We start from the raw sequence: 23,617 nt of genomic DNA on the forward strand, positions 1-23,617 counted from the left end.
GGTTGCCCCTCGCCAGTGCCGGGAAACTCCGCCGCCGGCCCCCATCGCGAAAGCCTTGGGGCAGTGGTGCGCCCCGATGGCATCGATGACCTCCGCCGCGATGAAGCGGCCCGGCCGACGACGGTGAAGGCATATGCTTTTGACATGTGCCCGAGAGCGGTTCAGCCGTCGCGGGGCAGCAGCGGGCCGAGGACCACCGGACGATGACCTCAGCGCGGGATGGAGTCGTTGCCTTCGGCGTGCTCCTGCTGGAGGCGGACGGCGTCGGCGACGACTGGTGCGGGCCGTCAGCCACCACCTTGCCACCCGCTCATACCGCTCCTCCCGGCGCTCCGTCGGCACCCGGCCCGTACGTACCGGAGCCGCCACGGTCCTCGAAGGGCGAGGCGACCACGGACCCGACCGAGCAGATCAGCGCGTTGAGGTCGATGCGTACGAGGTCGACGCCCGCGATCCGCAGGGTCAGGTCCCCCTTGATCACCACGCCGCCCGCGAGCAGCCGGTCCAGCAGGTCGACCAGCTCCCACTGCCGTTGTGCGAGCGGTCCGGCCTCCAGCGGTGGCGTCCGGGCGTCCCACGGCACGGCCGGTTCCGTCGAAGACGTCACTCCGCCCCACTCCCCTCGGCGTTGGGCACGGCCGTGGTGACGGCGAAGGAGTACGGCGTGCGTCCCCGAGGGACGGATACCGATACCGACGGGCTGGTATCCACAGGCGCTCGCGTACCCGGAGTCCTGTCGGCCACGCGCGCGGATGCGGCTCAGGGCCCGTGGGCATCCGAACTGCCTGCTCATGCCGCACGGCGGGGGCGTGGTTCCGCTGGGACGGCTCCGGTCCGGACGGCCGCCGTCCTCGTTCAGTCGGCGGGCGGCAGCAGGGTGCCCAGGGGGCCGAGGTCCAGGTTGAGGTCCTCCATGGTCAGCCCGTACTGGGCGCACAGATCCGTCATGCGGTCGTGGAGGATCATGAGCGTCGCCCCCAGCCGCTCCTCCTGCTCGTCGGTGAGGTCGCCCTGGTCCACCCGGTGCAGCGCCTGACGTTCCATCAACTGGCGGAGCAGTTCCACGAGCGTGAGGACGAGCCGCACGAGGTCCCGCTCCACCGTGTCGGGGTCGGCGCTGATCCTGCGGGCGGGTGACGGCGCGGCCCGGCCCGGCGCGGGCAGGTCCTGGGGAGCGGCGGGCAGCAGGCGGAAGGCCCGGGCCGCGGCTTCGGCGACCTCGTCGAAGCGGCGGCCCCGCTCCCCCTCCGGCTCAGGGGCCACCGTCACCGCCCCCTGGCGTGCCACCGCTCTCCGTCGCGCGCCCGGGGAAACCACCGCCCGCCGGGGCACCGAGCCCGGGGAATCCACCGCCCGCCGATGCACCGCCGCCCTCCGACGAGCGGATCGACATGATGAGGGCGCGGAGGGAGATGCGCACGAGATCGATGTCCGCGATGGACAGGACCACGTCCCCGGTCAGGACGACGCCCCCGCTGAGCAACCGGTCCAGCAGGTCGATGAGGGCGACCTGACGGTCCGGCAGGGAGGACCCGGCCTCCGAGGTCCGGGGAGACGTCGCCGGCAGCGGGCGGGGTTCCGTCACGTCTCCGCGCCCCGCTCGTTCCCGGCGGGCGAGTTCGAGCGCGCCGCAGCCTCTCCGGGCTCGCCCTTCGCCCGGACGGCGTTCCCCTTCGGCCGGGCCGCCTCACCTGACTCGCGCCCAGCCGGAGGGCCCTCGCCTCGTAGCGCCTGCGCCGGCCCGGCAGGCTCCGCTTCCACCGGCTCCGCCGTGTCCGGCGGGGTGGAGAACGAGTACGGCGCCCAGGGGCCGGTGAGTTCGACCCGTACCCCGTCCAGGCCCTCCGTCGCGCGGCTCACCTCGTCGCGGAACTCATCGGCCCGGTCCCGCGGCACGAGATAGGCGTCGTTGAGGACGTTCTCGCCCGGTGCGGCCGCGAGTTCGCCCTGCTGCACACGATGACGGGCCCGACCGGCGGCGTACCGGCGCCCCGTCTCCTCGATCCGCTCGGCCGCGGTCCGGGCCGCGCGGTGGGCGGTGTCCCGGACGGTGCGCTGGGCCTTGCGGGTACGCAGGTACGCCCGCCCCGGGCTGAGCTCCTCGGATCCCGCGGGTCCGGCGGGCTCGGAAACAGGCGAGGCCGACGGCTCGACGTAGATCTTGACGCCCCACTCCACATGGGCGGCGAGGTGGGACAGCCGTTCCGCGAGCGACTCCCCCTGCGCGTCCAGGGCGCTCCTCGCCCGCTCGTCGTCCAGGTACACGGTGGCCAGGCGCAGCGGGAGGACGGTGGTGCGGGCGGACAGCCGCTCGATCACGGCGTGGTGGGCGCGCGCGACGGACTCCAGCCATCGCAGGTCCTCCAGATGCCGCTTGAGGGCCTCCTCCTGGAAGTCCTCCGACGACACGGGGCTCACCGCGAGCAGCAGCCCGGCAACTCCGCTGAGGGGGAGCAGGCGTACGGGCCCACCGGCGACACCCGCGAGCCCGGCGACGGCCTCCCCCAGGCCGGGCGCCTCCCGCAGCACGGCGTAGACGTAGCTGACGCGGTCACTCATCGCGTGCCTTCCTGGTGCGCCGGGCCGGCCGGGACCGCCTCGGCGGCTCCTCCTCGACGAGTTCGGCCTCGGCGGGCTCCTCCTCCGCCTCCTCGTCGACGACGGACTGCTCCCCGGCGACGGGACGGCGCCCGCCCTCGGGCAGTGGCTCGCCCCGGCGCAGGGCCTCGACCTCGGCCCTCAGCCGCCGGTTCTCCTCGGCGAGCGAGCGCTCACCCCCGCGCGCCCGCGAGGACAGCGCGGGATCGTGCTCCCACCAGTCGATGCCCATTTCCTTGGCCTTGTCGACCGAGGCGACCAGCAGGCGGAGTTTGATGGTCAACAGTTCGATGTCGAGCAGATTGATCTGGATGTCGCCCGCGATGACGATGCCCTTGTCCAGGACCCGCTCCAGAATGTCCGCCAGATTGGCGGTGGAGCCCTGCCCGTACGGCGCGGCCCTGGACGGATAGGACCCCGTCCTGCCGGCCAGCGGATCGGTCACGGCAGACCCCGCTCCTGCCGGAACGCCCTGATCTCCTCCAGCCGGTCCAGCAGCTCGTCCTCGCGGCGGTCGAAAGTCTCCTCGTCGATCTCCCCGGCGCGCAGCTGCGCCTCCAGGGCCGCCAGCTCCCGCTGCACGGGCTCGGGGTCGTAGTACTCGTTCTCCGCCGCCTCCAGCACCCGGTCCATCACCCAGGCGACACCGCGCACCGGTGCCAGCGGAAGGGTCACGATCTGCGTGAGCAGGCCCATGGGATCACCCTCAGACGAAACTGTACGGGGGGAGCGGGCCGTTGAGCCGGAACTCGAAGTCGTCCCCCATCTGGTTCGCGACGCTCATCTCGGTGGCGAGGAAGAGTTCCTCCTGCTCCTCGGCCACCAGGAAGGAGACGCTCAGGAAGTCCTCGCCGGCGGGCTGGGAGGTCTGCTGGTCCCGGGCGAAGGGACGGAGCGCCTCGACGACTCCGGCGGCCAGGGACGCGTGGCGCGCTTCCACCTCCCGGGCGACCAGCTCGCCGAGCGCCAGGGAGACGTCGGGACCGGCCGTGCCGCCGCGGACCGCGTCGTTGAGTTCCCGCGCCTCGGACGAGTCCTCGAGGATCTGCCTCAGGAGGGATTCCTCGTCCTGCTTGACCTTCAGGTTGTACTCCGCACAGCCCTCCAGCGCGCCGAGGCGGTCCGCGTACTCCGTCGCCCGCTCCTCCAGGGCCTCCCTCACGGCGTCGTCGTCCGGCGCCGTGAGTCCGAACCGCAGGGGCAGCACCGTGCCGTCGGCGACGAGACGGTCCTGGACCGCCTGGTGCGCCGTGAGGTCACGGCGCTTGGGACGCAGGTCCTCGGGAGCGTCACTGACGACCGCCGTCAGTGATCCGGACGTCACGGTACGCAGTGGGGACGGCGGGTCGCCGACCCCGGTGACGCCGTCCAGCCGGAGCGGATGCCGTTTGCCGACGACGGAGTACACGTAGACGGCCATGGGTCACTCCTCCTCGCGTTCCCTCGAACGCCGGGGCCTGCGGGTCGCCGCGCGCCGCTTCCGTGCCACGGGCTCCCGTTCCTCCTCCTGATCGTCCCGCTCGTCCCGCTCGTCCGCGCCGCCGTCCCTGAGGCTGTCCGTCACGGCCTCCACGGCCCCGGAGAGCGCGCCCTTGGACTTGCCGTGGGCCCCCTTCTCGACGGTGTCCCCCACGAGGTCGGTCAGCTGCGACGGCTTCTTGCCAGCCTCCAGGTCGAGGCGGTTGCACGCCTCGGCGAAGCGGAGATACGTGTCCACGCTGGCCACGACGATGCGGGCGTCGATCCTCAGAATCTCGATACCGACGAGCGAGACCCGCACGAAGACGTCGATGACGAGTCCGCGATCCAGAATGAGTTCCAGGACGTCGTAGAGGCTGCTGCTGCCGCCCCTGGAGACACCGCCTCCGCCCTGCGGCACCACGGTCATGGCGCCTCCCTTCACCGGGCCGACCGCTCAGGGCCTGCGGTCGATCTGCCCTCTGGTGTATCTGCGCTTCCGTTCGTAGGCCACCAGGTCACCCTCCTTGTCCAGGGTCACCCGGTAGCTGGCCATCACGCTGGTCGTCTCGGGGATCCTCTCCAGTTCCACGACCTCCACATCGGCCTCCCAGCCGTCCTCGGTCGGTCTGAGGGCCGACACCGATTCGGGGGGCCGTCCAAGCAGCTGCGCCAGCTGCTGCGCCGCGGAGCGCATGGCCCAGGCGGCCTTGTCCTTGCGCTTCCGCTTCGCGGGCTGCTCTGCAGGGGCCATGTCGTTCTCCGGGGACGGAGCGGGCGCCACATTCCACATGTGAACCTACAATTTCACTATATACACATATGAGTTGTGTGTGGGGTGGTGTCCTGCGGGGGCTGCGATCTTCCCTGCCTTCCTCAACGCCCTTTGCGAAGGGATCAGTTCATGAACGACACGACCAAGATGGCTCTCGCGGCGGCGGTTGCGGGTGGATACCTGCTGGGGCGCGCGAAGAAGGGACGACTCGCCTTCGCCATGGCGACGTACATCGCGGGGCGCCGCTTCGGCCTGGATCCGCAGCAGCTGGCGGCGGAAGGGCTGCGCAGGCTGAGAGACGTGCCACAAGTGGCCGAGCTCAACGAGCAGATACGGGGCGAGCTGCTGGACGCCGGACGCAAGGCCATCACGGCGACGGCGGACCGCAAGCTCGCGGATCTGGCTGACTCGCTCCATGAGCGCACGCTCCACCTCGGGGAGAAGGGCGGGGAGGAGGAGTACGAGGAGGACGAATACGAGGACCAGGAGGACCAGTACGAGGAACCCGAGGAGGAGGAAGAACCCGAGGAGGAAGAGGAAGAAGCCGAGGAGCCCGAAGCAGAGGCGGAGGAGGAAGAGGAGGAAGAGGAACCGGAGGAGGAAGAGGAAGAGGAGCCGCCACGCCGCCGGAGGCCCGCGAGGGGACGGCAGCAGCCCGGCCCGCGCAGGACGGCCGCCAAGAAGGCCCCGGCCCGGCCCGAGAGGCGAGGTGCGGCGAAGAAGGCACCCGCCAAGAAGACCACCGCCAAGAAGGCGACACCCAAGAAGGCCGCCGCCAAGAAGACCGCGGCGAAGAAGACCGCGGCGAAGAAGGCACCCGCCAAGAAGACCGAGCCTAAGAAGGCACCGGCGAAAAGGACCACCGCCAAGAAGGCGACACCCAAAAAGGCCGCCGCGAAGAAGGCATCGCCCAGGAAGGCGCCCGCCAAGAAGACCGCGGCGAAGAAGGCGGCACCGCGCAGCACGTCGGCCAAGAAGACGGCCGGACGGCGGAGGTAGGGCCATGGCCAAGGCAGCACACAGCTCCAAGGGCGGCGAGGTCTCCGGCCTTGATCTGCTGCGCGACGAACTGGTCGACTTCCTCGGCGCCCAGGTCGAGAGTCTGGCGGACAGGGCCGGGGACAAACTCTCGGATCTCACGGACCAGTTGCTCGACGCGGCCGAGAACGGCGGCCCGCTGCCCGGCGGCATCATGAAGGCCGTCATCGGGAGCAAGGCCAAGGACGTCAAGGACAACGTCGTGGGCAAAGCCCAGGATCTGCTCGGCGGCGGCAAGGGCAAACGCAAATCCGGCGGTGGCAAGTCCACGGACATCCTCGAGGTCCACGACGTGGGCGTGCCGATCCGAACGGCGTACGACCACTGGACGCAGTACGAGGCGTTCAGCGACTTCACCAAGGGTGTGCGCAGCGTGTCGAAGGACGGCGACGACGTGCACAGCGACTGGAAGGTGAAGGTCGGGCCCTCGACCAGGGGCTGGAAGGCGACCGTTCAGGAGCAGATACCCGACGAGCGGATCATGTGGACGTCCGAGGGCGCCAAGGGCACCACACGCGGCTGCGTGAGCTTCCACTCCGTGACGCCGTCCCTCACCCGGATCGTGCTCATCGTCGAGTACTACCCGTCCGGGTTCTTCGAGAAGACGGGAAACCTCTGGCGCGCCCAAGGCCGACGGCTGCGGCTGGACTTCAAGAAGTTCGTCCGCCACGTCACCTTCGCCGAGGAGGAGCCCGAAGGATGGCGTGGCGAAATCCGTGACGGTGAAGTCGTGCGCAGTCACGAAGAGGCACTGGAGGACGAGGAACAGGAACAGGGCGAGTACGACGAGGAAGGCAACGGGGACGACGAGGAGGAGAACGAGTACGAGGACGAGGACCAGGAACCCGAGGACGACGAGTACGAGGACGAATACGACGAAGAGGCCGAGGACGAATACGCCAGATGAGGTTTGACGGCATTCGTCCGAGGTAGCAGCAATGGCGTAGCGGACGAACCGTTCGGACGCTCAAGGGGCTGATGTCACATGGCTGCACAGGGAAAGAAGATTCGCGGCAAAGCCCAGGAGACCGTCGGCAAGGCCAAGCAGAAGGCCGGCGAGGTCACGGGCAACGAGGATCTCCGCGCGAAGGGGACCTCCGACCGCTTGGCGGGTGAGAGCAAGGAGAAGGCCGCCGAGGCCGAGCAGACGGCCCGCGGCACCGCCGAAGAGCTGAAGGGCAAGGCTCGCAAGAACATGTGAGGGCCTGCCTGCACGGGACCGGAACCCGGGCGCCCGCAACCGGTGCCGTCCCGGGTACCGGTCGCGTTCGCCCAACGGACCTCCCCGCCGGGAGGTCCGCGACGCGTTCCGTCACCGGAGGCGGGCAAGACCTGCTCATCCCCCGCGCTCTCCCTGGCGGCGGCATCCAGAACGGCCGCCGAGACGGCGCGGGGCTCACCGCTCTCCGCGTCCACGAGGAGGAGCTCCTCCTCCACTCCCACGCTGCGCACGGCACGCGCTCCCTCGCCGGTACGGGCGGTCAGGAGGGCCCGGCGCCGAGCGCGTCCAGGGCCTCTCCGAGTGAGGTGACGGTACGGACCGACGTACGCGGGCCGGCTCTCTCGAGCAGCTCCCGCACGGGCGGCGAAGGAGCGGCCACGTAGAGTGACGCCTCTTCCTGGAGCTTCATCAGGAGGGCGAGCATGGCCGGGTCGGCGGAGGTCACCGACTTCGTGTCCACCACGATGGCCCGGCCCTCGCCGGCCACGTCGTCGAGCTGCCGCGATACGCCGGCCAGCGCGTCCGGCCCGAGATCACCGCCCAGGGTGACGACCCAGGCGTTTCCACGCCGGCCGCAGCTGAGGACGCCGAGCGCGGTGCCCGGGGCCGATGGAGTGTGGTCACGTTCATGCATCCCCCACGTCTAGCAAACTCGCCGGCCGACTTCCAGACGGACCGGCGTCCGCACATGCCCCGTCCGGCGGTCGCGTGGGCACATCGTCCACCAGAGCCCTTGACGGCACACCGGCTGCCCTCCCAACGGGGATTCCTTCGCCGTCCGTGCGCGCCCCGCGCCCACTTGCCGTGCGAGTGGCCCCGTCCCGGCCCCGCTCGGCCGCGGACCACGGCCGTCGCCCCGGCGGCCCACTGCGACACGGCTGATCCCTGTGGCGCCGGGGAACGAAACAGCACGTGTACGCGGTGCCGGAGGGGGCACGCGCCAGTCGGGGACCCGGATGACGCGGGCGTGGATACGCGTGCGCGTCCATTCGGAACGAGTCAGGTGTGCACTGCGCGAAACAGGTGAAGGGGGACGCATGGACAAGATGAAGCTGAAGAGGAAGGGCAAGGTCCCGCTCGTCTACAAGCCGGTCGGCTTCGCCCTGGGCTGGGGCGGCGGCGCGCTCGCCGGACTGGCCTTCCGGAAGGCGTGGAAGGCGTTGCGCCACGAGGACGACGCGCCCGACGCCCTTGACCCCGACCGGAAATGGGGCGAGATCCTGCTCGCGGCCGCCGTGCAGGGTGCCATTTTCGCCGTCGTGCGCAGCGTGGTCGACCGGTCCGGCGCCAAGGCCGTGCACCGGGCGACCGGCGTCTGGCCCAGCGGCGACAGGACCGGTAGGGACCACTGATCTTTTCGTAAGTTCGGTGGGCGTGGTGGGTGGATGGTCAGGCCTGTGTGGGCGAGGAAGGACCACGGCAGTCGTGGGTTGTGGTTGACGCGGTGGATGCCTTGTTCGGTGGCGTCGGCGACATCGGCGAGGTGGTCGCCGGCGAGGTTGGCGAGCTCACGCTTCTTGAGTGAGGACCACAACAACTCCATCGGGTTCAGCTCGGGAGCGTAGGCGGGTAATCGCTCCAGGGTCAGCCAGTCCTGCTCGCGCCGCCCATGCCTGCATCGCCCGGGTCCAGTGGGCGGACAGGCCGTCCCAGACCAGCACCATTTGCTCGCCGCGGTAGAACGCCTTCATCTGTTCCAGGACCTCAATGAGGGCGGTGGTGTCGTAGCTGCCGGGCTTGAGGTGGAAGCACAGGCGGACCCCGCGTTCGGGGTCGGTGGAGTGGTAGCCCAGGGCCCCGGCCATCGACGCGCGCTTCCAGTTCAGGCGGTGTCGCAGAAGAGGGGTTCGACCTAGATCGTGATCTTCATGTCTGGGATGCTGCTTGCCGCCGGTAGTCACTGGTGCGTGATCGTGACTGGTGGCGGCGGCGCCAGTCGGACCAGGCAAGCCGATGGGCCGCGTCGCGGAGAGCTGGACGACGAGCGCGATGAACAGACGGAAAAGATCAGCAACCGTTTCTACACGCGGTAGGCGAGCACCCCGATCATGCCGGCTCTCTCGTGATAGGCATTATGGCAATGCGTGACCCAGTGGCCGGGGTTGTCGGCGTCGAAGTAGCAATTGACCGTCTGGCCAGGCAGGACGATCACGGTGTCCTTGCGCGGGCCGGAGAGATCCCCGACGAAGAATGAATGGCCATGGAAGTGCATGGGATGCCACATGCCGGTCTTGTTGGTGTAGCTGATGCTCACGCGCCGACCCTCCGTCAGACCGGCTAGAGGAACGCGGGGATCGTACTTCTTCCCGTCCAGTGCCCATACATACGGGTCCATCTGGCCCGTCAGGGAGAGCCGGATGGTCTGATCGGCCTTCTGATCGTCGAGTCTCACGGCAGGGGTCGATCTGAGGTCGGACAGGTTTCCCCCTCCGACGAGTTTTCCGTCCAGTTCGGCCGGGCGCACTGAAGGCTTGGGCGCCTCCCCGGCGCCGGTCCTGACGAGAGAGAACGCGGACGCGCCCTTACCTTCCGCGAGGGCAACGAGTGGGAATACGCCGTCTTTCAGGGTGACCAGGACGTCGTACCGTTCACCCATACCCAGGAGAATGCGGTCTGCCTCCACCGGCTCGACGGGACTTCCGTCGGTGTGCGTCACCGTCATCCTGTGCCCGCCGAGGGCAACGAGGAAAGCGGTGTCGGCACCCGCATTGATGAGTCGGATCCTGGCACGCCGGCCAGGCTTGGAGGAGAACACCACCGGCGCGGACGGAACTCTCCCATTGATCAGGTAATAGGGATAGTTCAAGTCTCCGGGATCACCTCCCAGAAGCCGGCTATTCGCGTCCGAGGGAAGCGTCACGGCCTCCATGAGGGCTTGCGGTTCCCCCTTGGCGGCCATGCCTCGTTTCAACTGAGCGTACACACTCTCGGGTGTGAGTCCGTTGACACCGTCGATCCAGTCGTCGAATACCACGGTCCAGTCTTCGTCGTACGACCTCGGTTCGTCCGGGTCCTCGATGATCAGCGGTCCGTACAGGCCGTGGTCGAACTGAAGGCCGTCGTGGGGGTGGTAGTAGTAGGTTCCCGGTGTGGATGCTACGTACTCATAAAGGAATGAGTTTCCCATCCCGATCGGGTCCTGCGTCACATAGGGGACTCCGTCCATGTTGTTTCTGATGTCCAGGCCATGCCAATGCACGGTGGTGGGTGCTGGCAGGCGATTCGACACGTCGGCCCGTACGGTGTCGCCGGGCTGCAGCCTCATTTCCCGCCCTGGTACTCTGCCTTCATAGCTCCAGGCGTTCACGACGACGCCTCCGAGGTCCACGGGCCCGACGGTGGCAGCCATGGGAAACCGGTAGAATTTCCCGTTCCTGTAGCGCGCCTGATCGGCTCTCTGAACCTGGGGTCCGTCCGGCTGGACATAGTTCGTGGCCGATGGTGATGCGCCGCCCTCGCCCGGCTTGCCGCTCTGCGCACACCCCGCCAAGAAGGAAAATCCAGCTGCGCTCAAACCTGCCTTGAGCAGGGGTCTTCTACCGACAGCCGCCATAAGGGCATTTCCTTCGATCTCGGGACAACCGGTCGTCACGCTACTCGATCGAATGGTGTCCCGCCGTGGGACGCGGCCGACCTCAGTAGTGATCCTCACCGTCACTCCGCCGCAACGGGAATCCTCCGCATGTCCCTTTACTGATCTTTTCGTAAGTTCGGTGGGTGTGGTGGGTGGATGGTCAGGCCTGTGTGGGCGAGGAAGGACCACGGCAGTCGTGGGTTGTGGTTGACGCGGTGGATGCCTTGTTCGGTGGCGTCGGCGACATCGGCGAGGTGGTCGCCGGCGAGGTTGGCGAGCTCACGCTTCTTGAGTGAGGCGGCCCGCACGAACCGCCCGTCGAGCCGGTCTCTCACCCACATCGCCGTCGTACCGCCCGGGTTGCTCGCCCGCGCCATCTGCACGGTCAGAGACGGGATTTGCTCACCCAGAACGGGCACGGAGCGACAACGGGCACCTCGACAACTGCATCGGTCCTCGAACAGCCCCGAGCATGCCTGTTGATCACGCCGCCGTACCGGGAAACTCCAAGATCCCCGACAGAGTCAAGCTAGGGCGGGCCGGGTCCGACCTCGCCTGACGCGGCACTCGGCAGTCCTTGCGGAGCGTCCGGCCGGGCGGAACGAGCTTCCCCGCGGTTCCCCGGGTCTCCTGCCGCCGCGCCGGGGCCGACCTCGCCGACACGCACTCCCCGCACACGCGGAGGACGGCCCTTCGCACCGGCTCGACGTAGGCCGCGTCGGCGGCGGTGACCGCTGCCGTGCGGCGAAGCCGCACGGTGGGTGCGGCGGGAGGTCCCGGGGTGCGGAGCTCGGGCGACGCGTTCCGTGTGCGGGGGCCCACCCCGAGAGGGCCCGTCCCGCCCCCGCATGCCGGATCAGAGCACCCGGACGCCGATGAGGCAGGTGGCGTCGTCGGTGTCGGACTTGCTGTGGGTGAGCAGATGGTCCAGTCGCCGGTCCAGGGTCGCGGAGGCGGTCTGGGCGGTGCCGAGCAGCTGGGTCAGGGAGTCGTGGACGGAGGTGTCCCGGCGCTCGACGAGGCCGTCGGTGTACATCAGGAGGGTGTCGCCCGGATCCAGTTGGACGTCGGACTCCTCGTACTGGGCGTCGCCGAGGGCGCCCAGGAGCAGGCCGCCGGGCATGGGAAGGGTGGTGGCGCCGGCACCGCGTACGAGGACCGGGGGCAGATGTCCTGCCCTGGCCCAGCGCAGCATGCGGGACTCGGGGTCGTACAGGCCGCAGACGGCGGTGGCGGTGATGTGCTCGGTCAGATGGTGCGCCACGGTGTTGAGCCAGGACAGCAGTTGGGCCGGGCCGGCGCCGGTGACCGCGAGGCCGCGCACGGCGTTGCGGAGCACCACCATGCCGGTGGCCGCCTCGATGCCGTGGCCGGCGACGTCGCCGACGCACAGCAGGATGCGTTTGGACGGCAGCACGACCGCGTCGTACCAGTCGCCGCCGACGAGGGACTCCGATTCGGCCGGGCGGTAGCGGACGGCGACCTCGAGACCGGGGGCGTCGAGCGGTGCGCGGCGTGGCGGCATGATGGCGTGCTGGAGCTGGAGGGCGAGCCGGTTGCGCTCGGCGGACTCCTTCTCGGGGGGCGTGTTCGAGCAGCGACTCGGCGACCGCCTGGGTGTCGCCTGAGGCCAGTACGGCGCTCGGCCATGACCAGCTCGGCCACCACCGCCAGATCGCGATGGCCCTGCATCAGCCCGGAGATCCGGGCGAGGTTGGTCTTGAGCCAGTCCTGCTCCTCGTTGGCGCGGGTGGTGGCGCGCAGGGACTCCACCATCGCGTTGATGTTGTCCTTGAGGTCGCCCACCTCCCCCGGCGCCTCGACCGTGATCGACCGGGTGAGATCGCCCTCGGCGACGGCGCTGGTGACGCCGGCGATGGCGCGGACCTGGCGGGTGAGGTTCCCGGCCGGCTCGTTCACGTTCTCCGTGAGCCGCTTCCAAGTGCCGGAGACGCCCTCGACCTCGGCCTGGCCGCCCAGCCGCCCCTCGCTGCCCACCTCACGGGCGACCCGGGTCACCTCGGCGGCGAACGACGACAGCTGGTCGACCATCGTGTTGATGGTCTCCTTCAGCTCCAGGATCTCCCCCCGCGCGTCCGGCGTACCGTGCCGCGGTCCTTCGTGCGCACCGCGCCCGGCTTGTCGGAAGAGGGCCGAGCGGTGGCGGACCGGGGCTCGGGGCTGGGCCGGGGACGTCCTCCGGCCCCGCGGATTGAGCGCGGTCGCGGGAGGGTTGGGACGTCCTCCCGCCCCGCGGACTGAGCGCGGTCGCGGGAGGGTTGGGACGTCCTCCCGCCCCGCGGCAACCCGCACGGGCGGGAGGGGCCGCGGTCCGTCCGGCGGCCGTCAGGCTTCCGCGCGGTGGACAGCCGTAGGTGTCCTCGCGGCAGTCGGTTCGGCTCCGGTGGAGGAACGGGAACGGAGGGGGCCGCACCGACCGGTCTGGACCTGGTGGTTCCCGGTCCAGACCGGCGGAGGGGATGACGACGGCCGGCCGCGGCCGGCCGTCGTCGCCCCTTCCACGACCGATGAGCTCCCCCGCCGGTCTCACGACCGGGACTTCGTCTGCGCGTGACCGGCTGTGTGGCGGTTGCCGTGCCATTCGCAGATCAGGACGGTGGCGTCGTCCTTGAGCTTGCCGTGGTGGTGGTCGAGGACCGCGTGAATGAGCCGCCGCAGGGTCTCCGGCACGGGCAGTCCGTCCGCCTGACGCCTGATGACGAAGTCGACGAAGCGGCCGAGACCGAACTCCTCGCCGTCGGCATCGCGGGCTTCGGTGATGCCGTCCGTGTACAGCACGAACCGGTCACCGGGCTGCAACTGCTCACGGCACACCGTGAGCGGCATGCCCAGTTCGGTGCCCAGCGGGTGGCACGGCGGGCACTCCGGATGCGCGACCCAGCGGCCGTCGCGGATCAGTACCGGTGGCAGATGACCGCAGGTGACCCACGCCAGGCGGCCGGTGACCAGATCGAGGTCGGCCAGGAGGGCCGTGGTGTAGCAGGCATGGTCGAACTGCTGGACCAGCAGCTGCTCGACCGCCTGGCACACGTCCGCCAGAGAGGCGCCGTGACGCCGCCGGTTGCGGCACACGGCCATCGCCAGGTTCGCGGTCAGGCCTGCCGTCGTGTCGTGCCCCATGGCGTCGAAGACGGCGAGGTGCGCCACATCGGCGGCCAGAGCGTAGTCGAACGCGTCCCCGGCGGTCTCGTACGCCGGTTCCATCTGCGCGGCGATGGTGACCGTGCCGTTGGCGAAGGTCCGGGGCGGCATCAGGGTCCACTGCATCTCGGCCGAGACCGTCATGGGACGCACCCGGGTGAGTCGGGCGAAGGAATCACTGTTGGCACGTTTGGACACCAGCAGAAGACCCACCAGCGACGCCAGCGCCTCCATCGTCTCCGCGGCGTCGCCGCCCCCGTCCGGCCGGGCATCGGCGCGCAGCACCCCGAGGCGCTCGGTGCCGTCCAGAACCGGCAGCCAGTACTGCTCCCGGTCCCCGGTCACGGTGGACAGCGTGTGGGCGGTCATGAACGCCCTGCCCGCCATGGTGGCGTCGATACGCAGCTCCTGGCCGCCCAGGCCCGCGTCGATGCCACGCCCGGTGACCTCTCTCAGGAAGTCCTGTTGCAGATCGGCGACGAAGACACGGACGTCGCCCAGGCCTGCGCGCCGGGCACCCTCGGACACCAGGGCCGGCAGCTGCTCGAAGGTGGCCAGGTGGGAGGCCTTGAGCAACCCGCTCAGCATGCGGCTGGAGTCGTGCGTCGCCATGACGGGCCCATCGGGAGGGGAAGGCCCGCGTCCGCCCGTCGGCCTCGACGTACGAGAGGGCCACAGTCCTGCGGTGCGGCAGACGACGGCGAACAACGCGCCTGCGTCTTCAGCCTACGCTCGCCCACGGGGCGGGGACCGGCCCGGCGTCCGGGGGTTCGGAACGGGCCCGGGGCTCTCCGCGATCGCGGGCGGCGGCGGTGCCGGGCTCGGAGGTCCTGCGGCGTATCGCCGACGCCTCGGCCCGCGCCCCGACTCCGCGAGCCAGCACTCGGACCGCGAGGTCAGCGCGCTTCGGTGTCCGGGCCGGCGGCGCGGTCGGCCTCGTCCGCGACGAGCAGGGAGAGCAGTGCCGCCACCGTGAGTCCGGCCTCGGCCGGATGCCGCAGCACCTTCGCCTGCTCGATGCGGTAGTTGTTCGTGCGCCCCTCACGTGTGTGGGACAGATACCCCGCCTGCTCCAGGTCGGCGATGATCTTCTGGACGGCGCGCTCCGTGAGCCGGCAGTGCGCCGCGATGTCCCGGATGCGCACGCTCGAGTTGTCGGCGATGGCGGCGAGCACACGGGCGTGGTTGGTGATGAACGTCCACCCGTTGTGCGGTTCTGGCACTGCACCCATGGCTTGATCCTATGGCCGAGGAGGACGCAGGAGAAGACACGAACTGAGTTTCGTGTAACTCTTGACGGGTCACATGCTCGGGAGTGACTTTGGAGGGGGAAGACCGGTGGACTTGGGAGAGGCCGCCATGGCAGAGCACGAGTACGTACACGGATCCGGACGGTGGGGTGCGGCGACAGCGGCTGCCGCGATCCCGGCGGCCCCGCCGCCCTTCACGACGGACACCTACCCCGGGAGCGACGGGCGCCTGGTGGTGGTGCTCCGAGGCGAGCTGGACTTCGACACGGCTCCGGCGCTGAGGCTCGCCCTGGAGGAGGCACTGGGACGGTCGCGCACCGGCCTGGAGCTGGACCTTCAGGGTGTGCCCTTCCTGGACTGCTCGGGACTGAACGTGCTCCTGGGGATGCGGGACGACGCACGGGACCGGGGGAAATCCATGGCCCTCGGCGCCCGAAGCCCCGCTGTGGCACGGCTCCTCGACCTGAGCGGTACCGCCTCCCTGTTCCCCTCTCCGCGGTAGGGGTGATCGAGCCACCGAGCGCTCGGCGAACGCGCACGGGCGGGCACGCGCCGTGACCGCCGGTGCGGATCGCACCCGGCGGCGAGCCGGAGCGTACGCACGGCACGGGGCCCGGACCCGCCGTGCGGGAACCTGCTCGCCCTCCACGGGCGGCCCCCACCGGCGCGTGTGGCTGTGCTCGCCGCCGCACCGGCGCCCCGCGGTCCGCGGGCCGGACGGGGCCGCGCCGGACCGCGGCAGGGTCTCCGGCGGCGGTGCACGGCCCGGCAAATGGCCGACCGGATGCTAACCCCCGCCCACCCGAGGGCATACCGACGTGATGACGCAAGACCCCATGGACTCACCGGACGCCGCCCACCAGCGCCCCGAGCACATGAGCGACGAAACCGTGCATGCGCTTGGATCACTGTCCAAGGCGCTGGAGACCACGGAGCGGGCGCGAGGGCACCTCTACGCCTTCCACCAGTTGACCGGCAGCGCCGACCTGGAGCTGGACAACGCCGTCCGCCTGCTCCGCGAAGCCGGTCATTCCGGCCATGCCGACGTGGTCGAGCGGGAGATCCTGGGCCGCAACGTGATCCCGGGGCACTGGACGTTCCAGATCATCGAGGCCTACAACAGGACCTACTACCGGCCCTTCGCCGACGTGGAACGCGACGTGGTGCGCAATCTCGCCGACGGCCGTGACCATCTGTACGAAGCCGAGATGAAGGAAGCCCGCCGGTCCCGCGGCCACCCGGACCACACCGCGCGGCCGCCGACCACGAGGTGACGGTCTTCACGCCACCGGCGCGGGAATGTCATGAGCAACGGCACGGTTGCGCCTGTCGCTCCGGCGGAGACGTTCGGCCCGCCGGTCCGAATCGCCCGCCCCACCGCCGGAGCGCCCGGATCTCCCGCGAGAGGGGAAAGGGATGGCCCGCACCGACAGGCGCCCCGTCGTGACACTCCGGTCGTCGGCCGGCACCGGTCATACCTATGTGACCCGCAAGAGCCGGCTGAACGACCCCGATCGGCTCGTACTGCGCAAGTACGACCCCGCAGCCGGCCGGCACGTGCAGTACCGCGAAGTGCGCTGACGCCCCGCCCCCACGCGAAGGAAGGAAGAGCGATGAAGGTACGCAGGTCGCTGCGCGCGCTGAAGGCCAGGCCCGGCGCCCAGGTCGTCAGGCGCAGAGGGACGACGTTCGTCCTCAACAAGAAGGAGCCGCGTTTCAAGGTCCGGCAGGGCTGACGGCGTCTCCGGCACCCGGCCGCCGCGGACGTCGCGGACGTCGCGGCGGCCGTTCCCTCGTGGTCCGGAAAGCTCCCCCGTGGGGCACCCGGCTCGGCTGACCTCCGCCGGGGAGCCTCCTGGTCAGGCGCCGTCGGGAGCGAGGAGGAGGACGACCTCGACGGTCTTGCCGCCGAGGTCGGGGGTGACCGTGACACTGCGGCTGAGGCGCTGGACGAGGGGCCAGCCGAAGCCGCCCGGGGTGGTGACGCGGCGGCGCGCCGCGGTGCTGGGCGGCGTGGGCGAGCGGTCGGTCACCCTGATGCGGACGGTGCCGCCGTCGAGCTCCGCGTGGAAGGCCGCGATGCCGCCCCCGTGCCGCAACGCGTTGGTGACGAGTTCCGAGGTGACCAGCAGGATGTCGCCGACCACGTGCGGCGGCAGAGGCGCCCCGGCGTGTCCGTCGAGGAGCCTGCGCACCCGCTCACGGGCGGCGGCGGCCGTACCGGGTCGCTGCTCGTGCGTGACCGGCACGGGCGGGGGACGGTGTCCGTGGGTGCCGGGCCCCGGTGCGGAAGGGGCTGCACGCGTGCCCCTCGGCGTGCCGGGAGGCTGCTCATGGCCGTCGGCGGGCTCGATCGCCGCGCTTCCCCCTCGCGGCGTCGCCACGTCCGCCGCTTTCTGCTCGCGATGCACCGTGCGCCGCTCCGGTACGCCGTTCACCGGACGTTGTGACCGTTGCTGCGTGCTCTCCGGATCTCGTCCAGAGCGGCGGTCGTCGTGGGGGCGATGGTGAAGAAGCGGGCCGTGTCGGTCAGGTCCAGCAGCCGCTGGACCGTCGGGTGGGGCTGGGCGAGCACGAACGGGACACCGGCCGCCGTGTGGCACCGGTGCGCCTCGATGAGCGTGTGGAGGAACGAGGAGTCGGCGAAGGTGACCCGGGACAGGTCGGCGACGACGCCGAGGGCGGTGCCGTCGAAAGGCGTGACGAGCGCCTCAGCCAGCGTCCCGGCCTCGTCCGCGTCGAACTCACCGCCGGCCTGTACGACGCGTACGCCGTCGACCGAGGTCGCGGTCACTTCAAGGTCTTCGCTCATCAGGGCATTGTCCCAGTTCACGAGCGGCGTGCGAAGAGCGGGGTGTTTCCCCGGCCCGTACCGCACCGCCCGTCCCGCCCGTGGGCGGGACGGGCGGTGCGGTACGGGCCTTGCCCTGTGCGGCCGATTCCCCGGGCGCCAGGGCGGCGGCAGCGGGCCGCCGGCTCCGGTGAAGTGAGGTCGCCGTGATGCTCGCCTGCTCCGTGTACGGTCGAGGCACCCCGCTGCGAACGCTCCGCCGACGAGGTCCTGCCGGGCGGGCACGGGTGGCCGCTCGTCCAGCGGCTCTGCCGCTCCGTCGAGATCACGCCCTCCCCCCGGCGGCAAGACCATCGACCTCGATTCTTCGGTGGCGTGACGGCGTCGCCGTGTGCGGCTGGCTGCCCGGTATGTCCCGTGCCGTGTCGGGACTGGCCGTCGCGTGACGCTGCGGGGCGTCGGGTTCCACGGGCCCCGGGGGTGCTGCGGTCCTCTCCTCTCCGGTGTCGTCGGGGTGGTGGCCGGTCGTCAGGTACGGGCCGGGAGTTCGGTGGCGCGCTTCCAGGCGGCGGTGAACGCGCCGGCCCAGGGCCAGGTGCGGTCAAGGTGGAGGGTGCGGCGGCGGGCGTGGGAGGTGAGGCGGGCGGGCAGGTGGTAGAGCTTCCTGCGGATCGTCTCCGGTTCGGCGGCGGCGAGTTCGGGCTCGTCGTGCAGGAGGAGGAGCCGGGTCCAGGTGTCGAGGTCGGCGGCGAGCGTGGCGGCCAGCACCCAGGCGGCGTTGAACTGCCAGGATTTCGAGGGCAGCAGCCCGAGGCCGACCCGCTTGATCGCTTTGACGCGGTCCTCGACCTCGGCGTGATCGCGGTACAGGGCGTCGACGAACCAGACCTGGCCGGAGCCGGGTACCCCGGAAAGTCCCTGGTGGGAGGGGATGTTCGTGGCGACGATCTGGTAGCGCCAGCCGGTGCGTTTCTCGAAGGCGGTCAGCTTCTTCGCATCCCGGCGCGAGGGCTTGACCCGGCGCACGATCAACCGCATCCCCTGGGGCCAGCCGGTCAGGTCACGGACCCCGGTCAGCTCAGCGACCTGGTAGGACAGCCATTCGCCGTCGGGGCCCTTGATCTCGTGCAGTTGGCCGTCTTGCCGCAGCGCCGCCGTCCATACCTTCTCCGGCAGCCGGGCGATGGCCTTCTCGTCGGCGTCGTTGATGGCCCAGCCGGTCACCCAGCGCACCCGGCGCCGGCTGGTGGTCAGGCTCTGGAGGTGGCCGAGGACGTCGTGGCTGAAGGCCGCGCCGTCGATCCGTATCAGCAGCTTCGACCACAGCGGCAGCGGGAGCTGCCGAAACGCCGAGGCCAGGACACTCTTGTGGTCGTCGACATCGTTCGGCGGCGCGTTGCCGGGTCGCAGCAGCATGGCGACACACTCGCGGGTGTTGGCCACCCACGCTCCCAGCGGCATGTGGCCGAAGCTGCCCTTGAAGGTGCCGGCCGCACCCTCCTTCTTGCTGCTACAGGTCACGATGGTGGCGTCGAGGTCGAGGACGTACCAGCCGGTGAGTTCTCTGCCGCACACCGCGATCCAAGGGAAGCCGCCGGGGCGCAGGGCGAGCAGGGTCCACACCATGCGCCGGACCACGGCGCGCACGCGCTCGATCCGCGCCGCCACCGGACCGTCGATCGCCTCCAGAGTGCGGCGCAGGGTGCTGTCCGAGACCGGCCGCGGGAACAGGCTCTTCCAGTGGTGCTGCAGTTGCTCGGCTTCCAGGATGTTCGTCGCGCCGAGCACGATCGCGCAGGCCAGCTGGACCAGCGCCATGCCCCGGTCACGCCAGCCAGGCCCAGTGCCCTTCGGCAGCGCCGCGCTGAGCACGGTGGCCAGGCCGACGCGGTCGGCGACCTTCCGCAGCAGCACCACGCCCGCGTGGCCGGTCAGGTTCTTGCCATCGGCCCGCACGGCAAGCCGGTGATCCCATTCGGTAGCCTGCACCTGTTGGGTGTCTCTTCTCTGCGACGGTTTTGATCTAGGAAATCCAGATCATCGCAGGTGGCAGGCACCCTTCTTCTGTCGGGGCATCAAGTCACGGCCGTAGCTGAATACATGAGGTTGAGGGAGACGAGCTGGAAGTAGGTTCCCCCTACGCCTTCGACACGGACCGGATTGCCTCCGGTGAGACGGCATACCTTGCCCGTGTAGATCCGACCGTTGCAGTTGCCGCTCACCGGCGTCAGCGCACCGGTTCGGCGCGGGCGGCCGCCCGGTGGGCGCGGCGCTGTTCGCGTTCGATGCCCCCGTCAGGCATGAGCGGCTCGGGAGAGTGGGACACCGCGGACAGCAGAGGCCGCAGGTGGTCGTAGCCGGCCGCGCTGACCTCACCGGGATCCAGCCGCCCCAGAACGGTGCGCAAGGTCTTCTCGCTCGGGATCCGGTAGCGGCCGAGCAACGGATGGCAGGGCAGACCGAAACCCTCTCTGCCAGGTAGCGGTGTCCCTTGTACGACAGCGACACACTCTCCACCACAGGCCGACCAACCCGAAGATCACCTCACCCACCAGTCAACGTGACAGCACCCCAAAGAACGCCCGGAGGGCGGACACGGTCTCGTCGGGAGCCTCGACCTGTGGGTAGTGACCGGCAGCAGGCGGGCCGGCGAGTTCGGTCACGGTCGCGTGGGGCATGCGCTCACGGATGCGGGCCAGCACGTGGGCCCCGCTGACAGGATCGTCCGGTCCCCAGACGAACAAGGTGGGGCCCTGGTGCGTCTCCAGGGCCGAGATCCACCGGGCCTGGTGCATGCGTCGCTCGTCGATGTAGCGGAGCAGGCCCGGCGCCAGCAGATGACCCCGATCTTGCGCTACGCAGTTCCACATGGCGTGCAGGTCCAGGTCGGAGACAGGCCGGTTCAGGACGCGGCGCATTGACGCGCGGAAGCCGCGTTCGCTGATGAGAGGGGCGAGCAGTGGACCCAGGGGGCTGTGCAGGAGTCGTTGGATGCGGATCGGGCGATGGAGATCGGGATAGAGGCCGCCGTTCAGCCAGGCCATAGCGGTGATCCGTTGGGGGGTGCGGGCGAGAAGCTCCTGGGCGACGCTGACTCCGTAGTCGTGGGCGACCAGCGCGGTGTCGCCGATGCCGAGCAGCGACCAGAGGTCCTCCACCAGATCGGCCTGCTCCAGGAGCGAGTACATGTGCTTCCGAGGCTTGTCGCTGTGCCCGAAGCCGAGGAGGTCCAAGGTGGTGACCCGGTGCCCCGACTCCGCCAGTGCGGGCGCGGTGATGGACCAGTCGTGGGACGACGTCGGGAACCCGTGCAGGAGCGTGACGTGTGCCCCGCTGGGAGGGCCGTCCTGACGGACGAACAGTTCGTGGCTGCCTGCGCGGCCTTTGAGGGTGAGGCGTGTGCCGCCGGCGTACCACTGATCGGCGGTCTGCATGATTGTGTCGGCCATCAAAGGCTCCGTTCCTGGGCAGCGATGCCGTCGAGGAGGCACCGCAGGCCGAAGTCGAACTCCTCGTCACCGTCCGGGCCTCCGAGGAGCGCGGAGTGCGTGGTGACGAGTGGGTGCCGGCCTGCGGGAAGGGACGTGAACAGGTCGGCCATGGCCGCACGCTGCTCGGCGGTGCGGGCCGCGCCGCCGGTGTCCAGCACCACGGCACCGACGACGTAGTGGGTCACGGTGAGGTAGATCCGCACTGCCGGCGCGGGCGGCCATCCGGCCTGCGTCAGCAGCCTCAGGCCGTGTTCCCGGGCTCGCAGGGCGTTCGGGCCCAGGAGCTGGCCACGGGGTATCAGAGGGACGAGGGCCTTGTGCGCACGGATCACGCGACGGTACTCACGGGCCCCCGCTTCCGTGTCGGCCCGCCAGTCAGGGCCCGGCCCCGGGAGGCCGACTTCGCCGAGCATGTGGTCGACCAGCTCCACGAGCAGCTCATCGCGGCTGGCCACATGCCGGTACAGCGAGGTGTGCCGTACGTCCAAGCGGTCGGCGACGGCTCGCATCGTGAGGGCGTCCAGGCCCTCACGATCGGCGATCTCGAGAGCCACGTCCATGATCGATCCGAGAGTGAGGCCGCCTGCCCGGGGGCGCCGCCCGGCTCGTGCAGCGTAGCGCTGTTTCCACCAGCCGGCCGACCCCACTACCAGGTCCTGGCCACCCCCCTCGGCCTCCGGCGCGGACGCGCACGAGCCCGTCATCCGAAGAGGTCGGGGTCGGTGCGGACGATCTCGTCCCACAACGGCTGGAAGGAGAACCAGCCGGCGAGCGGGAAACCGGTCTGCTCCCGGGTGTGGCGCGCCGCCTCGGGGCTGATGAGCCTGGGGGTCCCGGCTGCCTCCGCCAGGAGTTGCGCCTGAGCGCTGCGTTCCATGCTGATGAACCACCAGGCGGCCTCGTCGACGCTCTCGCCTACGGTGAAGACGCCGTGGTTCTGGTGGATCGCCGCGCGCTTGTTTCCCAGCCCTTCGGCCAACAGCCTTCCGGAATCCTCCTCGATGACGACCGCACCCGCCCCGTCGCGCACCACCACGTGGTTCTCATAGAGGGCACAGGCGTCCTGGGTGATCGGGTCCAGGACCCTGCCGAGGCTCGACCAAGCCTTGCCGTGAACCGCGTGGGCGTGGCAGGCGGCGACGACGTCGGGCCGGGCATGGTGGATAGCGGAGTGGATGACGAACCCGGCCTTGTTCACCGGTCTCCGCCCGTGCCGGACGGTGCCCTCGTGGTCAACCAAGATCAGGTCGGAGACCTTCACGTGGCGGAAGGACATCCCGAAGGGGTTGACCCAGAACATATCGGGGAACTCCGGGTCGCGCACGGTGATGTGCCCGGCGACACCCTCGGCGAAGCCGAGCCTTCCGAAGACCCGGCAGGCCCCCGCAAGCCGCTGCTTGCGGTGCTCCCTCTCGTCCGCGGGATCGTCGAAGCGGAGTGGGAGGGCGAGCTCGAGGTCCTGCTGCTCCGGCCGGAACGCACTGGTGATGTCGGTCATGGCGAGCTTTTCCGCTCCTCGGAAGTACGAATGAAACGCGTCGGATGGACGCATATTATGCGTCCATCCGACGCGTAACAAGGGTGTGGAAGCTCGTGCGCGGTGAAGATGACCGGCGTCTCAGGGGCGGCCTACTTGAACTGGCGGGCCGGCGCGAGCATCTTCTCCAGCTCCTGCCTCACCCTGATGCGTGTGCTGATCGGCTCGGAGAGGAACTTGTGGCACTCCGCCCGGCGCGGGGCGAGCCGGCTCGCCCGCTCCTACCGACCGGTCGACGTCCTCTCGTACCCGATTCGGACGGGTCGCTCGGTGCGGGGCATGGGCAGGACCGCGAGCGCGGGGCTCTACTTCCATGCGCGGCCGGGACGCCGTTCGGCGGGACGGGGATCTCCGGTTCCTCGCGGAGTGTGGGAACGAGGACGAAGCGGGGGGTGTGGTACTTCGCGGTGGCCTTCCCACCCCGCATGCGGCAGGCGCTGCCAGCGGGCGCGTCACAGTTCGGGCAGTCGTGACCTTCCACCGCCTCGGTGATCAGCTCCAGGCGGGTCAGGTCGCGCACAGCGGCCCGCCTTGCCGGCCACGCCCGCCGCCGATGGCTACGGATCGAGCGTACCTGGCCCTGGGCGAACGCGTTCACCACCGCCTGGCGGCGACTGACCGGCTTCCCGGCCGCCACCTGACCCACCAGCACCCGCCCCAACGAGGACCGGAGAGGAGAAGACCGCACCATCCCGGGAGACGTGGAACCCCGGCGCACCCC

General features: G+C 70.2%; 29 protein-coding genes and 4 pseudogenes. 8 read left to right on the plus strand and 25 right to left on the minus strand.

All coding sequences use genetic code 11. The features are described from left to right. Positions 1-310 precede the first annotated feature (310 nt). From FEF34_RS42460 to FEF34_RS02720, 9 genes are all read right to left on the minus strand, one after another. Positions 311-556: a gas vesicle protein gene (locus FEF34_RS42460; protein WP_234043042.1), complete on the minus strand. Its 246-nt coding sequence runs from the start codon at positions 554-556 to the stop codon at positions 311-313. A 299-nt stretch (positions 557-855) separates the two neighbouring features. Continuing rightward, on the minus strand, positions 856-1,263 hold the full coding sequence (locus FEF34_RS02685) for a gas vesicle protein K (RefSeq protein WP_171053263.1): 408 nt from the start codon (positions 1,261-1,263) through the stop codon (positions 856-858). Continuing rightward, positions 1,253-1,567, minus strand: coding sequence for a gas vesicle protein (locus tag FEF34_RS42465; protein WP_234043043.1), 315 nt, complete (start codon positions 1,565-1,567; stop codon positions 1,253-1,255). Before FEF34_RS42465 ends, FEF34_RS02685 begins: the two co-directional genes overlap by 11 nt. Before the next feature lie 14 nt (positions 1,568-1,581). Then, positions 1,582-2,559, minus strand: coding sequence for a GvpL/GvpF family gas vesicle protein (locus FEF34_RS02695; RefSeq protein WP_138051692.1), 978 nt, complete (start codon positions 2,557-2,559; stop codon positions 1,582-1,584). Then, the gene (locus FEF34_RS02700; protein ID WP_138051693.1) at positions 2,552-3,043 is read right to left on the minus strand and encodes a gas vesicle protein; all 492 of its coding nucleotides are present in this window, start codon (positions 3,041-3,043) and stop codon (positions 2,552-2,554) included. Before FEF34_RS02700 ends, FEF34_RS02695 begins: the two co-directional genes overlap by 8 nt. Beyond that, positions 3,040-3,294 carry a gas vesicle protein GvpG gene (locus FEF34_RS02705; protein WP_138051694.1) on the minus strand — a complete coding sequence of 85 codons (255 nt, stop codon included), beginning with the start codon at positions 3,292-3,294 and terminating at the stop codon, positions 3,040-3,042. Before FEF34_RS02705 ends, FEF34_RS02700 begins: the two co-directional genes overlap by 4 nt. Before the next feature lie 10 nt (positions 3,295-3,304). Further along, a complete protein-coding gene (locus tag FEF34_RS02710; RefSeq protein WP_138051695.1) occupies positions 3,305-4,018 on the minus strand; it encodes a GvpL/GvpF family gas vesicle protein in 714 nt (237 codons plus the stop codon). Positions 4,019-4,021: 3 nt separating this feature from the next. Then, on the minus strand, positions 4,022-4,486 hold the full coding sequence (locus tag FEF34_RS02715) for a gas vesicle structural protein GvpA (protein WP_171052790.1): 465 nt from the start codon (positions 4,484-4,486) through the stop codon (positions 4,022-4,024). A 27-nt stretch (positions 4,487-4,513) separates the two neighbouring features. After that, positions 4,514-4,810 carry a gas vesicle protein GvpO gene (locus tag FEF34_RS02720; RefSeq protein ID WP_138051696.1) on the minus strand — a complete coding sequence of 99 codons (297 nt, stop codon included), beginning with the start codon at positions 4,808-4,810 and terminating at the stop codon, positions 4,514-4,516. A 150-nt stretch (positions 4,811-4,960) separates the two neighbouring features. Between FEF34_RS02720 and FEF34_RS02725 the strand changes: the two genes are divergently transcribed. The 3 genes from FEF34_RS02725 (at position 4,961) to FEF34_RS02735 (ending at position 7,070) form a co-directional block, all read left to right on the plus strand. Further along, positions 4,961-5,830 carry a histone H1-like repetitive region-containing protein gene (locus FEF34_RS02725; protein ID WP_138051697.1) on the plus strand — a complete coding sequence of 290 codons (870 nt, stop codon included), beginning with the start codon at positions 4,961-4,963 and terminating at the stop codon, positions 5,828-5,830. Positions 5,831-5,834: 4 nt separating this feature from the next. Then, positions 5,835-6,776, plus strand: a complete 942-nt coding sequence (locus tag FEF34_RS02730; protein WP_138051698.1) for an SRPBCC family protein — start codon at positions 5,835-5,837, stop codon at positions 6,774-6,776. A gap of 78 nt (positions 6,777-6,854) precedes the next feature. Then, positions 6,855-7,070: a CsbD family protein gene (locus FEF34_RS02735; protein ID WP_138051699.1), complete on the plus strand. Its 216-nt coding sequence runs from the start codon at positions 6,855-6,857 to the stop codon at positions 7,068-7,070. A 134-nt stretch (positions 7,071-7,204) separates the two neighbouring features. Here the strand turns inward: FEF34_RS02735 and FEF34_RS42470 are convergent. Together FEF34_RS42470 and FEF34_RS02740 are read right to left on the minus strand one after the other, a co-directional pair. Continuing rightward, positions 7,205-7,321 (minus strand): annotated as a pseudogene (locus FEF34_RS42470) (carboxylate--amine ligase); the annotation flags it as partial. A 29-nt stretch (positions 7,322-7,350) separates the two neighbouring features. Further along, complete coding sequence (locus FEF34_RS02740) at positions 7,351-7,725, minus strand: STAS domain-containing protein (RefSeq protein ID WP_138051700.1); 375 nt, start codon at positions 7,723-7,725, stop codon at positions 7,351-7,353. A 403-nt stretch (positions 7,726-8,128) separates the two neighbouring features. Between FEF34_RS02740 and FEF34_RS02745 the strand changes: the two genes are divergently transcribed. Next, a complete protein-coding gene (locus FEF34_RS02745) occupies positions 8,129-8,443 on the plus strand; it encodes a DUF4235 domain-containing protein (RefSeq protein ID WP_138051701.1) in 315 nt (104 codons plus the stop codon). Between the two features lie 668 nt (positions 8,444-9,111). Here FEF34_RS02745 and FEF34_RS02755 read toward each other — a convergent pair. The 6 genes and pseudogenes from FEF34_RS02755 to FEF34_RS02780 form a co-directional block, all read right to left on the minus strand. Next, positions 9,112-10,440 carry a multicopper oxidase family protein gene (locus FEF34_RS02755; RefSeq protein ID WP_325063614.1) on the minus strand — a complete coding sequence of 443 codons (1,329 nt, stop codon included), beginning with the start codon at positions 10,438-10,440 and terminating at the stop codon, positions 9,112-9,114. Between the two features lie 341 nt (positions 10,441-10,781). Continuing rightward, entirely contained in the window at positions 10,782-11,084 is a 303-nt protein-coding gene (locus FEF34_RS02760; RefSeq protein WP_234042235.1) for a hypothetical protein, read from the minus strand. Positions 11,085-11,521: 437 nt separating this feature from the next. Beyond that, a pseudogene (locus tag FEF34_RS02765) lies at positions 11,522-12,244 on the minus strand (PP2C family protein-serine/threonine phosphatase); the annotation flags it as partial. A gap of 62 nt (positions 12,245-12,306) precedes the next feature. Next, positions 12,307-12,762, minus strand: a pseudogene (locus tag FEF34_RS02770) (HAMP domain-containing protein); the annotation flags it as partial. A gap of 450 nt (positions 12,763-13,212) precedes the next feature. Then, positions 13,213-14,439, minus strand: a complete 1,227-nt coding sequence (locus tag FEF34_RS02775) for a PP2C family protein-serine/threonine phosphatase (RefSeq protein WP_325063615.1) — start codon at positions 14,437-14,439, stop codon at positions 13,213-13,215. Positions 14,440-14,723: 284 nt separating this feature from the next. Continuing rightward, positions 14,724-15,059: a helix-turn-helix transcriptional regulator gene (locus tag FEF34_RS02780; protein WP_138051703.1), complete on the minus strand. Its 336-nt coding sequence runs from the start codon at positions 15,057-15,059 to the stop codon at positions 14,724-14,726. Between the two features lie 127 nt (positions 15,060-15,186). Between FEF34_RS02780 and FEF34_RS02785 the strand changes: the two genes are divergently transcribed. The 4 genes from FEF34_RS02785 to FEF34_RS02800 all read left to right on the plus strand — a co-directional run bounded on the left by FEF34_RS02785 (position 15,187) and on the right by FEF34_RS02800 (position 16,813). Then, the gene (locus tag FEF34_RS02785) at positions 15,187-15,579 is read left to right on the plus strand and encodes an STAS domain-containing protein (RefSeq protein WP_171052791.1); all 393 of its coding nucleotides are present in this window, start codon (positions 15,187-15,189) and stop codon (positions 15,577-15,579) included. 319 nt (positions 15,580-15,898) lie between these two features. Then, entirely contained in the window at positions 15,899-16,351 is a 453-nt protein-coding gene (locus tag FEF34_RS02790; RefSeq protein WP_138051705.1) for a hypothetical protein, read from the plus strand. 142 nt (positions 16,352-16,493) lie between these two features. Further along, positions 16,494-16,658: a 50S ribosomal protein L33 gene (gene rpmG / locus FEF34_RS02795; RefSeq protein WP_138051706.1), complete on the plus strand. Its 165-nt coding sequence runs from the start codon at positions 16,494-16,496 to the stop codon at positions 16,656-16,658. A 32-nt stretch (positions 16,659-16,690) separates the two neighbouring features. Next, positions 16,691-16,813, plus strand: a complete 123-nt coding sequence (locus FEF34_RS02800) for a ribosomal protein bL36 (protein WP_138051707.1) — start codon at positions 16,691-16,693, stop codon at positions 16,811-16,813. A gap of 123 nt (positions 16,814-16,936) precedes the next feature. Here the strand turns inward: FEF34_RS02800 and FEF34_RS02805 are convergent, their stop codons facing one another. The 8 genes and pseudogenes from FEF34_RS02805 to FEF34_RS44460 form a co-directional block, all read right to left on the minus strand. Beyond that, positions 16,937-17,326 carry an ATP-binding protein gene (locus FEF34_RS02805; protein ID WP_234042236.1) on the minus strand — a complete coding sequence of 130 codons (390 nt, stop codon included), beginning with the start codon at positions 17,324-17,326 and terminating at the stop codon, positions 16,937-16,939. Between the two features lie 185 nt (positions 17,327-17,511). After that, positions 17,512-17,889 carry an STAS domain-containing protein gene (locus tag FEF34_RS02810; RefSeq protein WP_138051709.1) on the minus strand — a complete coding sequence of 126 codons (378 nt, stop codon included), beginning with the start codon at positions 17,887-17,889 and terminating at the stop codon, positions 17,512-17,514. Between the two features lie 507 nt (positions 17,890-18,396). Further along, positions 18,397-19,857 (minus strand): IS1380 family transposase, encoded by a 1,461-nt coding sequence (locus FEF34_RS02815; RefSeq protein ID WP_234042237.1) that lies wholly within the window; start codon positions 19,855-19,857, stop codon positions 18,397-18,399. A 241-nt stretch (positions 19,858-20,098) separates the two neighbouring features. After that, positions 20,099-20,332: pseudogene (locus tag FEF34_RS02820) on the minus strand (ISAs1 family transposase); the annotation flags it as partial. A 91-nt stretch (positions 20,333-20,423) separates the two neighbouring features. Continuing rightward, positions 20,424-21,317 (minus strand): alpha/beta fold hydrolase, encoded by an 894-nt coding sequence (locus FEF34_RS02825; RefSeq protein ID WP_234042238.1) that lies wholly within the window; start codon positions 21,315-21,317, stop codon positions 20,424-20,426. Continuing rightward, positions 21,317-21,919: a TetR/AcrR family transcriptional regulator gene (locus FEF34_RS02830; protein WP_171052792.1), complete on the minus strand. Its 603-nt coding sequence runs from the start codon at positions 21,917-21,919 to the stop codon at positions 21,317-21,319. The genes FEF34_RS02825 and FEF34_RS02830 overlap by 1 nt, the downstream gene beginning before the upstream one ends. 140 nt (positions 21,920-22,059) lie before the next feature. Then, a complete protein-coding gene (locus tag FEF34_RS02835; RefSeq protein WP_138051711.1) occupies positions 22,060-22,857 on the minus strand; it encodes a class II aldolase/adducin family protein in 798 nt (265 codons plus the stop codon). Between the two features lie 178 nt (positions 22,858-23,035). Beyond that, positions 23,036-23,587 carry a zinc finger domain-containing protein gene (locus tag FEF34_RS44460; protein ID WP_456113505.1) on the minus strand — a complete coding sequence of 184 codons (552 nt, stop codon included), beginning with the start codon at positions 23,585-23,587 and terminating at the stop codon, positions 23,036-23,038. Positions 23,588-23,617: the final 30 nt, after the last annotated feature.

The organism is Streptomyces marianii (assembly GCF_005795905.1).
Lineage (GTDB): Bacteria > Actinomycetota > Actinomycetes > Streptomycetales > Streptomycetaceae > Streptomyces > Streptomyces marianii.